The sequence below is a fragment of the Halorubrum ezzemoulense genome (assembly GCF_004126515.1).
GTDB classification, from domain to species: domain Archaea; phylum Halobacteriota; class Halobacteria; order Halobacteriales; family Haloferacaceae; genus Halorubrum; species Halorubrum ezzemoulense.
Genome location: NZ_CP034940.1, coordinates 841354 through 854284, shown reverse-complemented (window position 1 = coordinate 854284; position 12931 = coordinate 841354). Strand labels below are relative to the sequence as shown.

The 12931-nt window shown below is 71.8% G+C and carries 15 protein-coding genes; 8 read left to right on the top strand and 7 right to left on the bottom strand.

All coding sequences use genetic code 11. From position 1 onward, the window contains the following. Nucleotides 1-32 precede the first annotated feature (32 nt). Entirely contained in the window at nucleotides 33-602 is a 570-nt protein-coding gene (locus EO776_RS04245; protein ID WP_049931325.1) for a GNAT family N-acetyltransferase, read from the top strand. Beyond that, complete coding sequence (locus tag EO776_RS04240; protein WP_094520642.1) at nucleotides 599-1111, top strand: GNAT family N-acetyltransferase; 513 nt, start codon at nucleotides 599-601, stop codon at nucleotides 1109-1111. Before EO776_RS04245 ends, EO776_RS04240 begins: the two co-directional genes overlap by 4 nt. A 72-nt stretch (nucleotides 1112-1183) precedes the next feature. Here EO776_RS04240 and EO776_RS04235 read toward each other — a convergent pair whose 3' ends face one another. Genes EO776_RS04235 through EO776_RS04220 form a run of 4 tightly spaced genes read right to left on the bottom strand, consistent with a single transcriptional unit; the run spans nucleotide 1184 to nucleotide 3906 of the window. After that, nucleotides 1184-1831 carry a 30S ribosomal protein S3ae gene (locus tag EO776_RS04235; protein WP_049931327.1) on the bottom strand — a complete coding sequence of 216 codons (648 nt, stop codon included), beginning with the start codon at nucleotides 1829-1831 and terminating at the stop codon, nucleotides 1184-1186. Continuing rightward, a complete protein-coding gene (locus tag EO776_RS04230) occupies nucleotides 1828-2172 on the bottom strand; it encodes a KEOPS complex subunit Pcc1 (protein WP_086216341.1) in 345 nt (114 codons plus the stop codon). The genes EO776_RS04235 and EO776_RS04230 overlap by 4 nt, the downstream gene beginning before the upstream one ends. A gap of 1 nt (nucleotide 2173) precedes the next feature. Further along, nucleotides 2174-3388, bottom strand: a complete 1215-nt coding sequence (locus tag EO776_RS04225) for an exonuclease RecJ (protein WP_094520643.1) — start codon at nucleotides 3386-3388, stop codon at nucleotides 2174-2176. A gap of 50 nt (nucleotides 3389-3438) precedes the next feature. Beyond that, complete coding sequence (locus EO776_RS04220) at nucleotides 3439-3906, bottom strand: 30S ribosomal protein S15 (RefSeq protein ID WP_049931330.1); 468 nt, start codon at nucleotides 3904-3906, stop codon at nucleotides 3439-3441. 355 nt (nucleotides 3907-4261) lie between these two features. Here EO776_RS04220 and EO776_RS04215 point away from each other — a divergent pair, with 355 nt between their 5' ends. The 4 genes from EO776_RS04215 to EO776_RS04200 all read left to right on the top strand — a co-directional run bounded on the left by EO776_RS04215 (nucleotide 4262) and on the right by EO776_RS04200 (nucleotide 8405). After that, a complete protein-coding gene (locus EO776_RS04215) occupies nucleotides 4262-5827 on the top strand; it encodes a Na+/H+ antiporter NhaC family protein (RefSeq protein ID WP_086216343.1) in 1566 nt (521 codons plus the stop codon). Beyond that, nucleotides 5824-6093 carry a DUF7513 family protein gene (locus EO776_RS04210; protein ID WP_049931332.1) on the top strand — a complete coding sequence of 90 codons (270 nt, stop codon included), beginning with the start codon at nucleotides 5824-5826 and terminating at the stop codon, nucleotides 6091-6093. The genes EO776_RS04215 and EO776_RS04210 overlap by 4 nt, the downstream gene beginning before the upstream one ends. Before the next feature lie 372 nt (nucleotides 6094-6465). After that, nucleotides 6466-7149, top strand: a complete 684-nt coding sequence (locus tag EO776_RS04205; RefSeq protein WP_049931333.1) for a PHP domain-containing protein — start codon at nucleotides 6466-6468, stop codon at nucleotides 7147-7149. 5 nt (nucleotides 7150-7154) lie between these two features. Then, a complete protein-coding gene (locus EO776_RS04200) occupies nucleotides 7155-8405 on the top strand; it encodes an asparagine synthase-related protein (RefSeq protein WP_089308096.1) in 1251 nt (416 codons plus the stop codon). Between the two features lie 259 nt (nucleotides 8406-8664). Here the strand turns inward: EO776_RS04200 and EO776_RS04195 are convergent, their stop codons facing one another. Then, nucleotides 8665-9345: a uracil-DNA glycosylase family protein gene (locus EO776_RS04195; protein ID WP_094520645.1), complete on the bottom strand. Its 681-nt coding sequence runs from the start codon at nucleotides 9343-9345 to the stop codon at nucleotides 8665-8667. Nucleotides 9346-9642: 297 nt separating this feature from the next. Between EO776_RS04195 and EO776_RS18875 the strand changes: the two genes are divergently transcribed. Further along, on the top strand, nucleotides 9643-9810 hold the full coding sequence (locus EO776_RS18875) for a hypothetical protein (protein ID WP_167373065.1): 168 nt from the start codon (nucleotides 9643-9645) through the stop codon (nucleotides 9808-9810). A 257-nt stretch (nucleotides 9811-10067) separates the two neighbouring features. Next, nucleotides 10068-10799: an archaeal proteasome endopeptidase complex subunit beta gene (gene psmB, locus EO776_RS04190; RefSeq protein ID WP_049931335.1), complete on the top strand. Its 732-nt coding sequence runs from the start codon at nucleotides 10068-10070 to the stop codon at nucleotides 10797-10799. A gap of 77 nt (nucleotides 10800-10876) precedes the next feature. On the opposite strand, the gene EO776_RS04185 is transcribed toward psmB, so the two are convergent. Further along, entirely contained in the window at nucleotides 10877-11617 is a 741-nt protein-coding gene (locus tag EO776_RS04185; protein WP_049931336.1) for a protein sorting system archaetidylserine synthase, read from the bottom strand. A gap of 141 nt (nucleotides 11618-11758) precedes the next feature. Beyond that, nucleotides 11759-12811 carry a Brp/Blh family beta-carotene 15,15'-dioxygenase gene (locus EO776_RS04180; protein WP_094520646.1) on the bottom strand — a complete coding sequence of 351 codons (1053 nt, stop codon included), beginning with the start codon at nucleotides 12809-12811 and terminating at the stop codon, nucleotides 11759-11761. Nucleotides 12812-12931: the final 120 nt, after the last annotated feature.

Sequence of the window (12931 nt, the reverse complement as noted above, 5' to 3'; positions counted from 1 at the left end):
AAACACTTCTCTCGCCGACCGAGTTACCGAGTATGTCCGGCGATCGACCCGCGATCCGACGGCTGCCGTCCGACGAGGAGGCCCTCCGCCGCTACGCGGCCGACCTGTGGCTCCCGTACAACCGCGACCTCGCCGACGCCGTCGGGGCCCACGACCTCGCGGACTGGCCCGAGGAGCGCTTCGTCGAGCGACACGTGGAGTTCGCCCGGAACCAGCTGGACGATTCGGGAAGCCGCGGCTGGGTCGCCGCGACCGCCGCCGACGGGGCGGCCGACGCCGCGGTCGACCCCGCGACCGCCGCCGTGACCGATCCCGACCTGGACCTCGTCGGCCTGCTGATGACGAGCGTCGACGCGTGTCCCGACCCGTTCGATCGCCCGGACCGGCTGGTGATCGGCGAGATATACGTCGCGGCGCCGTACCGCGGCACCGGCCTCGCGGACCGGTTCGTCGAGCGCGCGGTCGCCGACGCCCGCGACCACGGCTGCGGGCAGCTCCGGCTCGACGTGGACGTCGACAACGAGCGAGCCGTGGCGTTCTACGAGCGGACCGGGTTCGAGGAGTACCGCAAACAGATGACGATGGCGGTCGATCCGGAGTGACCCCGACGATCAGGCGGCTCCGGCGGGGCGACGTGCGACCGCTGGTCGAGGACCTGTGGCTACCGTTCGCGCGCGAGATGGCGCGGCTCGCCGATCGGAACGCGCTCGCGGACGACGACGACCTCGTCGCCGCGGGCGTCGAACACCGACGGGACAAGCTCGACGACGACGAGGCGGTGACGTGGGTCGCCGTCGCGGACGGCGAAACGGGCGATGACACCCGCCTCGTCGGCTACGCCGCCGCGAGCCCCGAGTCGTCCGCACCCGTGTTCGCCGCGGGCGACCGACTCCACGTGAGCGAGCTGTACGTCCGGCCGCCGCGCCGCGGCGAGGGTATCGGGCGGCGGCTGCTCGACCGCGCCCGGGGGGCCGCCGCCGACCGCGGCTGCGAGCGCGTCACGCTCGACGTCGACGTCGAGAACGAGTCCGCTCGCGGCTTCTACGAGGAGTGTGGCTTCGAGTCGGCGCGAATCCGGATGGCCGCCGACCCGGCGTCGGACGCGGACTGACCCGCTCGGTGACGGCGCGGCCGCTCGGGAAGGGATAAACGCAAAACGGGGTCGCGTCGGGTGGACGAGCCGTTACTCGTCGGCGTCGACCGCGACTTCGTCGGCGTCGACGTCGACGGCGGCCTCCTCCTCGGCGGCGACCTCGCGCGGGCGCGCTTCGAGGGTGAGCTTCTGGACCTCGACGCGGCGGAGCGGGTAGATCTCCTTGGCGTCGCCGTAGATGGCCGACGAGAGGTTCCCGTCGACGATCGCGTCGACGAACGCCTCGAAGGTGCGCTCCTCGGCGGCCGCGTGGACCTTGTCGATCATGACGCGGCGGATCGCCTTCTCTTGGGACCGGTCGGCCTTCTTGGTCGTCAGGGCGACGGGCTGGACGCGAATGCGGTAGTCGTCCGTGGTCAGCACCGTGATCGACGCCTCGACCTTCGAGGCGCCGCGGCGGACGAGCGAGCGCAGGTAGTCGCGCGTCAGCTCGTACTTAATGAACTCGGTGTACGCCGAGTCGCTGCCCACGTCGGTGATCTTGAAGGTCAGCTTCGTGTTGTTCGCGTTGGAGTCGCCCGTCAGCTCGTCGAGCGTCGTCGTGATCGTGCGGCCGACGACCTGCTGGGGCTCCTCGGCGAGGGTCTCGCCGAGCTCCTGTCGGTCGAACTGTTCGGGCGCCAGCACGGAGTACCAGCGCTTCTGTTCTCTGCTCTTGGATACGGATCGTTCGCTCATGTGTCGGTGTGTGTGTCGGTGTCGGTCGTCTGTGGTTCGTCTGTGGAGTCGAGGGTGTCGGCGGAGTCGGCGTCTGCGGCGATATGCGACCGAGCGCGCTCGACCACGCGGTCGGCGACGCGCAGGTTCACGAGGTGGTCGTCCAGCGTCGACTGGAGCCCGCCGGTGGTCGGTCGCGCGACGGTGCAGGCGACGGCGTCGCCGTCGACGCGCGTGCGCATCGAGTCGGTCTCGTCCGGCCCGACCGCGGCCGCGACGGTCGCGGCGTCGGCGTGCGTGGTCCGGACCGTCGCGGTCCGGTCGGCGTCGCCGCCGGCCGTTCGGGGGGCGTCGTCGGACATCTCAGATCGCCTCCCGGAGCGCGGCCAGCGCCCCCGTGATGTCTGCGTCGCCGGGTCCGGCGGTCTCGACGGCGATCCCGCCGCGAGCGGGGGTCCCCCAACCGTCGCCGCCGACCTCGTCGGCGGCGGTCCGGCAGGCGTCGCCGAGCCCGATGGGCTCGACGGCAGCGGCCGCGAGCCGGCCCGCGCCCTCGTCGAGCGCGACTGCGACGGGTTCTGGTGACCGGAAGTCCCGGACGAGTCGGGCGACCGTCGACAGGACCGCCGGCGCCGCGTCGACGCGGGCGACGACGCAGCCGTCGTACCGGCCGACCGTCGCGTCGTCGAGCGCCCGGTGCGCCGCCAGTCCGTGGCGGTGCCAGGCGTCGAGCGCGGCCGTCCGAAGCGACGGAGCCGGGTCGCTCGCGAGCGCGAGCGCGACCCCCGTCCCGGGCGCCTCTCGGGCGAGCGCGTCGAGCACGTCGGCGTAGCCGCCGACCGTCTCGAAGGGACCGTCCGTCGCGTACGGACGGAGCGCGCGCTCGACCGCAGCGGCCGCGCGCTCGCTCGTATCGTCGCCGTCGACCGCGTCGACCGCGACCAGCGACGCGAAGCGCCGGCGGTCGTCGGCGTCGGGGTCGGCGGACAGTCCCAAGGGATCGAGCGCGTCGCGCGCCCCATCGGGGTCGCCGGAGTACCGCGTCGACGCGAGCGTCGAGGCCGCGAGGGCCTCGGCCCGCGAGGGGGCCGCGTCCGCGCCGTCGGTCTCGTGAGCGGCGCGCTCGCCGCCTGAAACCGGGAGCGCGACGCCGGGCCGCCGCTCGACGCGGCCGGCCCGCTCCGCGACGTCGAGCGCGTCGCCGGAGCCGTCGGCGCCGGGGATCGACCCGGCCGCGACGACGCCGGCGAGCGCGACCACGGGGTCGGGTTCGACGCCGAGGGCGCGGGCGACCGCGAAGGCGGCCGTGCTCGCCGGTCGTCCCGTTCCGGGGATCGCGTGCGGGCCGCGGTCGACGCCGACCGTTACCGCGACGCCGTCGTCGACGTCCGCCGGCACCGGGTCGCGGTCGACCCGAGCCTGGAACGGCGTGCCCGTCGCTCGGAGCGCTCGCGCGAGCAGCCCCGCGGCTGCCAGCGCGTCGCCGTCGTCAGTCGCGACGAGCCGGACGAACGGCGCGTCTGCGAGGACGCCGGCGAGCGCGTCGGGGGCGGGCGTGGCGGACGTCGCTTCGGTCATGTGTGGTGTGTCGGTCGGGATCGGTCGCTCGGTGTCGCCGTGCTAGCCGCTCACTCCTCTAAGAGCTCGACGGCGTTCTCGTAGGTGTACGTGAACTCCTCGTCGATCTCGTCGCCGCGGTAGTAGTTCGCGAGGCGGCGGATCTTCGACTCCGTGTTCTGGAGCGCGCGCTTGTTCTGGTGGTCCTGCCCGTTCTCCGCCATGTGCTCGCGCAGGCGAACCGCCTGCGACATGAGGTTGCGGAGGTCTTCCGGGATGTCGGCGTCGGCGTCGTGTTCCTCGAGGATCTCGGTGACCTTCTTGCCGGTCGCCAGCTTCACGTCGGGGACCGGGACGCCCTTGACGCCCTCGTCGCGCAGCTTGAGGCCGATGACGCTGGGGTCGTGGCCCTGCTCCGCCAGTTCGACGACGCGGGACTCGATGTCCTCGGCGTCGACGTCGCTCCACTCCGGGGTCTCGTCCGTCGCCGGTTTGTCCGAACCGGACGAACCGCGACGGCGCGTGTGCATTCGTGCCATTGTCTGTCTGGTTGGAACGGCACAACCGCAACGTGACCGCGACTCCGCGCGGCGCGGCTACGGATCGCTCGCGGAGCGAGCGCTCCGACCGGACGGTCCGCGCGAGCGGGCCGCCGTACCGCGACGCCGGAGGCGTCGGCGCACTGCTACATTCCCAAGCCGCGGGCGAAAGGGCCCCGGCGAGTCGGATCTGCAGCTGTGCTGTTCCCGTCAGGACGGTCGCCGTCGGGGGTCTTAAGCGTGTTCTTGTCCCCGCGTGAGGCGATTCCGTCGGGCGAACGCTCCCGGTCCGTCTGACGGAGCGCACACGGGGATTTACGTGAGCCGTCGGTCTCCGAAGGCGTGTGAGAGATAAATGACCGACACGACAGCGGGGACCCCGGCCGCGACCGACGGCGGTGACCCCCCAGACGGCAGCGACTTCGGCGTCGGCGAGGAAGGGAGCGACGACCCGCGGATCGAGTTCCGCGGGGGGAAGTGGGCGAGCACCCTCCCGCTCGTCTTCTTCATCGCCTGGGCGATCTTCCAGAGCGGCGTCCTCGGGATCGGTGACACCAACGGGCTCGTCGTGGGCGCGTTGGTCGGAACGACGCTCGGGATGTTCCTCGTCCGCGGCGACTGGAAGGCGTACGCCGACACGATCTTCGAAGGGATGACCCAGCGCGTGGCCGCGACCGCGATCGTCGCGTGGCTCTGGGCCGGGATGTTCGCCCAGACGCTCCAGGCCGGCGGCTTCGTCGAGGGGCTCATCTTCGCGGCCGACGCTCTGAACGTCGGCGCGTCGACGTTCCCCGCGGCCGCGTTCATCCTCTGCGGCCTCCTCGCGACCGGGATCGGCACCGGATACGGGGCGACCGTCGCGTTCGTGACGCTGTTCTTCCCGGCCGGCGTGCTCATCGGCGCGAACCCCGTGCTGCTGTTCGCCGCGATCCTGTCGGGCGCCGTCTTCGGCGACAACCTCGCGCCCGTCAGCGACACGACGATCGTGAGCGCCGTGACTCAGGACGCGGACATCGGCGGGGTCGTCGCCTCGCGGTTCAAGTACGCTATCGCGGCGGCGGTCCCGGCGTTCGCCGCGTACCTGATCGCCGGCTCGGCCATGGCCGGCGTGAGCCTCGAGGGCGCCGTCGCGCTCCGCGAGTCCGCGAACGCCCTCGGACTAGTCCACCTGCTCTCGATGGGAGTCGTCATCGTCACCGCGGTCGCGGGCCGTCACATCGTCGAGGCGATCTCGTGGGGGCTGGTCGTGGCGGTTGCGTCCAACCTCCTGTTCGGGCTGTCGAGCGCGAGCGACATCGTCGCCTTCACCGTGACGGAGGCCGGGGCGCTCTCCGGGCTCCCGGTCGTCGAGGTCGGCGAGACCGCGGGCGTCGGCGGGAGCCTCTACACGGGCGCGGTCGGGTTCTTCCCGCTGATCGTTCTCACCCTCCTCATCGTCGCGATGGCGCAGATCATGATCCGCGGCGGCGGCTTCGAGGCGATCCAGACGTTCCTCCTCGACCGCGTCGCGACGACCGTCCGCCGGGCGGAGCTGACGATGGTCCTCGGCACCGCGACGATCAACGGGATGATCACGATAAACACCGCGGCGGAGATCGCGATCGCCCCGTACGTCGCCCGGATCGGCGAGAAGTTCAACATCAACGGCTACCGGCGCGCGAACATCTTGGACGCCAACACCTCCGCGCTCGGCTACATCTTCCCGTGGGCGGGCGGCGTGTTGGTCGGGTACCAGGTGATGGTCGGGCCGGACGGCCTCGGGTCTCAGTACGGCCCCGAGATGGTCGTGAACCCCATCGAGGTCGTGCCGTACGTCTTCCACGGCTGGTTCCTCGTGGCGATATTCATCATCGCCGCGATCACCGGCTTCGGGCGGGAGTACATCCCCGACCGCGCCTCCGAGGAGGTGTCCCGCGCATGAGCGTCTTCGACAAGTTCCTCGCCGGGTGGTCGTTCCGGGGATCGACACCGGACTACGCGGCCGGGGACGCGATCGAAGTGATGGTGACGGGCGAGTCCGACGGCGGCGTACACGTCGCGCGCATCGGCGACTCGACGCTCCGGATCGAGGGCGCGCCCGGGGACGCGGTCGACACTCGGGTCGTCGTCGACGTGGAGTCGTGGGACGAGTCGAGCCACACCGGGCGCGCGACCTATCGGAAGACCGTAGGCGGGAGCGCGTTTTAGCTAGCACTCGGTGGTTGAGGGTTCTTTTCATCGGTTCCACCGTCCGTACATAAACAACCGAGGGCGGACCGGTGGCGAACGCCGGCAAAGCCCCGCCGCGAGGACTCGCGCACAGCACCTCACGCCTCCCCAGCCCCGTCGCTCACTGCCCGCGGTTTCACCGCTCGCAACGGGGGTGCTCGCCTCGCTCGCACATCGCACCGTTCGCGACTCCCTCGCGCGTGCGACTCGCGCCCTCCGGCCGCTCGTCCGCACGCGCCACCGCAGTTGCTTTTAGATAACAGATCGTCGAAATGGGGTTCGATCGCCGCGAAGCGGCGTGAACCGGCGCGGACCGGGGCGCTTTTCATCACCACGCTCGAACCGTCGGGCGTGCTATCGGTCGAGCTCCACGCGCACTCCGCGCTGTCGTACGACGGGCGCGACCCGGTCGACCTCCTCTTGGAGCAGGCGGCCGCGGTCGGGCTCGACGCGCTCGCCGTCACCGACCACGACGAGATCGACGCCAGCATCGAGGCGGCCGAGAAGGCCCCCGACTACGGGCTCGTCGGCATCGTCGGCATGGAGGTGACCTGCGCGGTCGGCCACGTGCTCGCGTTCGGCATCGACGAGCGCGTCGAGAGCGGCCTCCCCTTCGACGAGACGCTCGACCGGATCCGCGATCAGGGCGGGATCGCGGTCGTCCCCCACCCCTTCCAGAAGTCCCGCCACGGCGTCGCCGCGCACGTCAGCGACGAGCGGCTCGCGAGCGCGGACGCGATCGAGGTGTACAACTCGCGGCTGTTCACCGGGCGCTCGAACCGACAGGCCGAGAAGTTCGCCGTCCGCAACGGGCTCCCGATGACCGCCGGCAGCGACGCCCACATCTCCGAGATGGTCGGGCAGGCGGTGACGGAGGTCGGCGCCGACGAGCGCTCCGCGGACGCGATCCTCGACGGGATCGCCGACGGGCGGACGAGCGTCGTCGGCAAGCGCACCCCGTGGCGGGTCTCGCTCCGGCAGTTCGGCGGGGGCGCCAAGCGCCGCGCGCTCCGCGCGCTCGACGCCCTCCGGTGACCGCGATGACGGCCCCTTCCTCGTCCGACCTCCGCGGCGCCCCCGCGGACCGCGTCCGTGCCGCGCTCCGCGACGGCGACCCGCTCCCCGGCGGGTGCGGCTTCGCCGGGCTGCTGGCCGAGCCGCCGAGTTTGGACCCGCGGGACCGCGACGGGCCGAACCGCGACGGCCCGGTGCTCGTCCGCGATGTCCTCGGCCGACAACCGCTGTTCGTCGAGCGCGAGGCGCTCGATCCGGGGACCGCCCGCATTCCCGCGGCGACCGACGCGTGGGCCTTCGACCGCGGCGCGCTCGCCGATCCGGAGCCGGTGCCCGCGGGGAGCGTGGTCTCGGCCGGCGGTACCGAACGCGTCTGGCGGCTTCCCGACCCGGCTCCGACCGCCGATCCGGAGGCCGCGCTGGCGGCGGTCGACGGCGCGGTGAGCGCGGCGCTCGGGGACCTCGCGGCATCAACTCGGTCCGGGGGAGACGACGAGAGCAGTGACGGCAACCTCGCGGTGGCCTTCTCCGGCGGCGTCGACTCCGGCCTCGTCGCCGCGGCCGTCCCGGAGGCCCCCTGCTACGTCGCCGGCTTCGAGGGGAGCCACGACATCGCTGCGGCGCACGAGGCCGCGAGCGCGATGGACCGTGACCTGCGCGTCGTCGAGGTGACGCACGACGACCTCACGCGAGCGGTCCGCGCGGTGGCGGCCGCGACCGGTCGCCGGAACCCGATGGACGCGTCCATCGCGGTGCCGCTGTTCATGACGGCCGAAGCGGCCGCGGCCGACGGGTTCGATCGCCTCGCAGTCGGACAGGGGGCCGACGAGCTGTTCGGCGGGTACAGCAAGGTCGTCGACCCCGCCGAGGACTCCCGGGTCGACGCCGACACCGTCCGCGGCGCCCGGACCGAGACCGTCCGGACGCTGCCCGATCAGCTGGAGCGGGACGTGCTCGCGCTCCGCGCCGCGGGGGTCGAGCCCGCGACGCCGTTGCTCGACGACCGTGTCGTCGGCGCCGCGCTGGCGCTCCCGGACGCCCTGCTCGTCGACGGCGACGAGCGGAAGGTCGCGCTCCGCCGCGTCGCGAGCCGGCGGCTGCCGGAGTCGGTCCACGCCGCGGAGAAGAAGGCGGTCCAGTACGGCACGTACGTCTCCCGCGAGCTCGACCGGCTCGCGCGGCAGGCGGGCTACAAGCGGCGAATGGACGACCACGTCGGGAAGTACGTCGAGGCGCTGTGTAGCGAGGAAAAACCGGCCGGTGAGGGCCGGGACTGACCAAGTCGCCGCGGGGAGTACCAGTCCTGCGGCCGACGCCCGATCGGTCGGGCGTCTACTCACGGATCGGCGGGACAGGTATAAAATCCGGATAGTAGTGACAAATATGACACCCTCGCGGCCGCGATAGAAAACGATCGGCCGCAGATGTGAGCGATTACTGCCGGATCGCCGTATCGGTAGCGCGCTTTGCCGGGGAAAGTTCACGTCCATCCGGACGGGGGAGGCCGGGTCGCGGGCTCGGCGAGCGATCGCCGCGTCAGCGGACGAGGTACGGGTCGCTGCCGGCGATGAAGCGACCGAGGTCGCTCTCGCGGCGGAAGTCGGTTGACCGGAGCTCTCGAAGCGAGTCAACGAGCCGATCGGCGTCGCCGTCCGCCCAGTCTGCGGGGTCTTTGATCGGGACGACGAGCCAGCCGGCGCCGAGCAGCTCCTCACCGTGGAGCCCGTCCATGTCTATCTCGGTCTTCCGAGCCCGGGCGGTGTAGGTTTCGAGGACGTGTTCGGTCGCCCGCGCGCCCACCGGGAGCAGCACGTGCGCGGCGATGGCGCGGAGCTCCGCGTCGAAGAACCGCTCCATGTCGGCGTAGGCGGCCTCGTCGGGCGGCGCCTCGCCCGCGCACATGTGAAGGTACGAGAGGAACGTTCGGCCGGTTCGAACGGGGTCGACCGCCGTCGGGTCGCCGTCGCGCGCGACGCCGTCGGGGGCGAGTCCCTCGGCGACACCCGCGATCAGTCCGGCGTCCGAGAGCGCCGACAGGAACGCGGGCGACCACGCCTCGCCGGTGAACGGGACGCCCGCCGCGGTCCCGCCGTGGACGCCCGGGCGGTCGCCGACGACGTGGAAGTCGGCGTTGGCGTCGCCGTAGCCGGGGACGAACGAGGGGCAGTCGGGGCGCATCCCGAAGGGGTTCCGGATCCGGTCCGTGACGTTCTGCACGCGAGAGGGTAGGCGCGCAGGCCGTTAAATCCCGTTCGGTCCGGCGCGAGCGACTCGGGGACGCCCCGCGGCGGCGAGCGAGCCGATGCGAGGCGCACGAGGCGACGAAGATCCGCATAAGTTATGAGAATAAACGAGGTCAAACCGGGCTGGGATACGCGTCGATCGACGCGGAACGAGAGATATTTCAGGATCGTTAATCAATAACCGGAAACCGCAAGACAGCGTCGAGGTGTCTTCGGCGCGGCCCACGGAAGATATTTATATACCCCTCCGTTGGGGTGTGACAGAAGTCCAATGTTCGACCGCATCCGTACCGCGGCCCTCTTCGGGCTGCACCAAGCGTCCGTCGCCGTCGGAATCTCGCTGTTCCCGGTGGCCGTCTTCGCGCGTCAGCACCTCGGCATCAACGTCCCGGTCGGCCGGCTCGTCGAGACGACCACCGAGGCCGTCGACCAGGAGTGATCGCGCGCCGACAGTAGCTCGTTCTCCGCGACCGACCAGACGCCGAGCGACGGCGAGACCCCCCTTCGACCCGCGATCCCGCACAGCTCTCCTCGTGCCCGTCGCAGCCCCGCAGCGCCCGCTCCGAGGTCCGTCGCGATCCAGTGTCCCCCGCCGCGGTCGGCCGGTCGCGGCCCGGCGACGGATAGGCCCGTCGGAACCGGTCGGCGGCCCCCGAAGGGTTGCCTTTATCAGCGCGCCGGGCGAATGTGGACGTAATGCGAACACCGACTGGCGACCTCTCAGACGGGCCGGCTGCCGACCTCGGCCGCGACCAGCCTGTCTTCGGACCGGAGCTCGGCGAGTTCGAACACAGCGAGCGCCGCGCCGCGAAGGCGGAGGGCGACGGCGAGATGAAGACGGGGACCACCACCGTCGGCATCAAGGCCGACGAGGGCGTCGTGATGGCGACCGACATGCGCGCCTCCCTCGGCGGCATGGTCTCCTCGAAGGACGTCCAGAAGGTCGAGGAGATCCACCCGCGCGGCGCCCTGACCATCGCGGGCTCCGTCTCGGCGGCCCAGAACCTCATCTCGACGCTTCGCGCCGAGACGAGCCTCTACGAGGCCCGCCGCGGTAAGGACATGTCCATGGAAGCGCTGTCGACCCTGACGGGGAACCTCCTCCGCTCCGGGGCGTTCTTCGTCGTCCAGCCGATCCTGGGCGGCGTCGACGACGAGGGCGCGCACATCTACTCCATCGACGCCCTCGGCGGCACGACCGAGGAGGAGTACACCGTCACCGGCTCCGGGTCGCAGTACGCGCTCGGTGTCTTAGAGCAGGAGTACGACGACGAGGTCAGCATCGACGAGGCGAAGACCATCGCCGCGAAGGCGATCCAGTCCGCCGTCGAGCGCGACCTCGCCTCGGGCAACGGGATCAACGTCGCCGTCGTCACCGAGGACGGCGTCGACATCACCCGGTACAAGGAGTTCGACGACCTGCTGTAGTCGGCGTCAACGGGACGCCGCTTCGGTATTTCTTCGCGAGTCCCGACCCGCCAGCGGAGGCGCTCGCGGCCGCTCGGTCACCGCCGGAGCTCCGGCGGCGCCTGAATCCCGTCGCCCCAGTAGAACCGCGGGCCGAGGACGAGGTAGCCGCTGGCGAGGAACAGTAGCGCGAACGCGAACCCCTCGCCGATCCACGCCGGGAGCGCGCTCGTCGCCATGTGACCGGCGGGGGTGAGGATCACGGCCGCCTGAACGACCCCCATCACGAGCGCGTCCTGCGCGTGGAGGTCCGGGTAGGTGACCGTCGACCCCATGAGCAGCGCGAACGCCGTCGTGGCCGCGACGAGCGGGACCGGGGCGGTGTAGCCCGCGATGACGGCGGCGGCGAGCACCGTCGCGGCCAGCGTCGTCGGAACGCCCACCGTCTCGCGGGCGCCGTCCTCGTCGGCCGTGTAGAGGCCGAGGCGGGCGACCGCGGCGGCGACGAACAGCGCGCCCGCGCCGACGACGGCGGCGACGAGCGCGGGGTCCGTCGCGAGCGAGCGCCCGTCGCGGACGACGGCGGCGACGAGCGCGGCGGGCGCAACGCCGAAGGAGGCGACGTCGGCCAGCGAGTCGAGGTACGGGCCGGCGGGAGTCGACCCGCGGTGGCGGGCGACGACCCCGTCGAGCCCGTCCGCGACGGCGGCGAGGAGGACGAGCCTGGCCGCGAGCGCGACGTCGACCGTCGCGGCGACGACGGCGAGGAACCCGACGGCGGCGTTGGCCACGGTCACCGCGTCCGCGAGCCCGAGCCGCCGAGCGAACCGCAGAGGCATACCGTATCGGTCGCCGAGCCGGGTTTTAGGGTTTGTTATCTCGTCGACCGCGCGGCGGCGGCCCGGTCGCGAGAGTCCGGGACTGCCGAGGTGTGTGTCGACCGAAACGGAGGGCGCGGCCGCGAGGCCAAGACGCCTCGGTCAGGGGACGTACCAGATGCCGCGGCCGAAGTCGAGCCATTCGCCGACCACGACGTGCGGCATCGCGATGACGCAGACGAAGATGGTGTAGAAGGCGACCGCGCCGGAGAGCAGCGAGCCGCCGGCCAGCGGGTTCGGCGCGACGGTCCACAGGGCGGTCGCGACGCTCGCCGTGACCAGCGCCCCGACGACGAGGACGCCCCACGCGACGACGAGCGAGACGCCTTCCGTCCGGTCGGGCTGCTCCTGTTCGACGACCATGCTCCGCGCCGACTGCCGAAGCGAGTACCACAGCGGGAAGTAGAGCCCGATGGCGACGACCACGGGCACGAGCGCGAAGTACGCGACGAGCAGCAGCGTCTCCGCGGCGTCGAGGAGCCACGACCGGCTGACGCCGCCGGTCGAGCGCAGGCTAGTCGCGAGGCCGCCGCCGAGGTGCGTCATCACGCCGAGCCCGAAGACCGCGCCGAGCGCCGTGGTGAACGTCTCCGGGTTCGAGGCGGCCGGGCCGGCCAACCGACCGTCGAAGACGCCCAACATGATGCCGGTGAAGCTGTAGTAGGTCTCGGTCCAGAAGACGGCGGGGACGATCATCACGGCGCCGCCGCGGATCAGCGCGGCGAGCGCTCGCTGGGGCTTGGTGGGGAGGTGGTCGGTTCCGATCAGCGCGTCCATCACGCGGAGGTCGCCGTGCCCGCCCTTCGCGACCGCCGTCCCGAACGCGAGCGCGAGCGCGGGCAACGGCGCGACGACGAACAGGACCACGAACGACGCGACGAAGCCGAGGTAGAGCGCCACGTACCGCGCGCCGAACGGGAGCCCCCGCCGGCGGAGATTCGAGAAGTGTTCGTACCCCCCGTGCGGGAGGTTCAACGCGACCATCCCGACGAGGTACGCGATCATCTGAGTCCGGAGCGACACGTCGGTGCCGACCGCGGACAGGGCGCCGAATCCGACCGCGAGGAGGAGCAGCGCCACGCGCGAGGCACCGATGGCCGTCCGTTCCGGTTCACCGAGGAGTCGCCGCACCGGGCTCGCCGTCGTCGTCGACATGGACGTATGTACGGCCGTTACCGGGTTAGGGCCTCGTCGCCATTATTCGGTGTTTTATATTCGGGTCGTCCCTGCGACCGTCTCCGCGGGCGTTTCACCGCTCCGAAGGGGGCGGTTCGG

What these genes read in the sequence shown, in the direction of transcription:
- EO776_RS04245 (WP_049931325.1), top strand. Translation starts at nt 33, where the DNA reads ATGTCCGGCGATCGACCCGCGATCCGACGGCTGCCGTCCGACGAGGAG.
- EO776_RS04235 (WP_049931327.1), bottom strand. Translation starts at nt 1,831, where the DNA reads ATGAGCGAACGATCCGTATCCAAGAGCAGAGAACAGAAGCGCTGGTAC.
- EO776_RS04230 (WP_086216341.1), bottom strand. Translation starts at nt 2,172, where the DNA reads ATGTCCGACGACGCCCCCCGAACGGCCGGCGGCGACGCCGACCGGACC.
- EO776_RS04225 (WP_094520643.1), bottom strand. Translation starts at nt 3,388, where the DNA reads ATGACCGAAGCGACGTCCGCCACGCCCGCCCCCGACGCGCTCGCCGGC.
- EO776_RS04220 (WP_049931330.1), bottom strand. Translation starts at nt 3,906, where the DNA reads ATGGCACGAATGCACACGCGCCGTCGCGGTTCGTCCGGTTCGGACAAA.
- EO776_RS04215 (WP_086216343.1), top strand. Translation starts at nt 4,262, where the DNA reads ATGACCGACACGACAGCGGGGACCCCGGCCGCGACCGACGGCGGTGAC.
- EO776_RS04210 (WP_049931332.1), top strand. Translation starts at nt 5,824, where the DNA reads ATGAGCGTCTTCGACAAGTTCCTCGCCGGGTGGTCGTTCCGGGGATCG.
- EO776_RS04200 (WP_089308096.1), top strand. Translation starts at nt 7,155, where the DNA reads ATGACGGCCCCTTCCTCGTCCGACCTCCGCGGCGCCCCCGCGGACCGC.
- EO776_RS18875 (WP_167373065.1), top strand. Translation starts at nt 9,643, where the DNA reads ATGTTCGACCGCATCCGTACCGCGGCCCTCTTCGGGCTGCACCAAGCG.
- psmB (WP_049931335.1), top strand. Translation starts at nt 10,068, where the DNA reads ATGCGAACACCGACTGGCGACCTCTCAGACGGGCCGGCTGCCGACCTC.
- EO776_RS04185 (WP_049931336.1), bottom strand. Translation starts at nt 11,617, where the DNA reads ATGCCTCTGCGGTTCGCTCGGCGGCTCGGGCTCGCGGACGCGGTGACC.
- EO776_RS04180 (WP_094520646.1), bottom strand. Translation starts at nt 12,811, where the DNA reads ATGTCGACGACGACGGCGAGCCCGGTGCGGCGACTCCTCGGTGAACCG.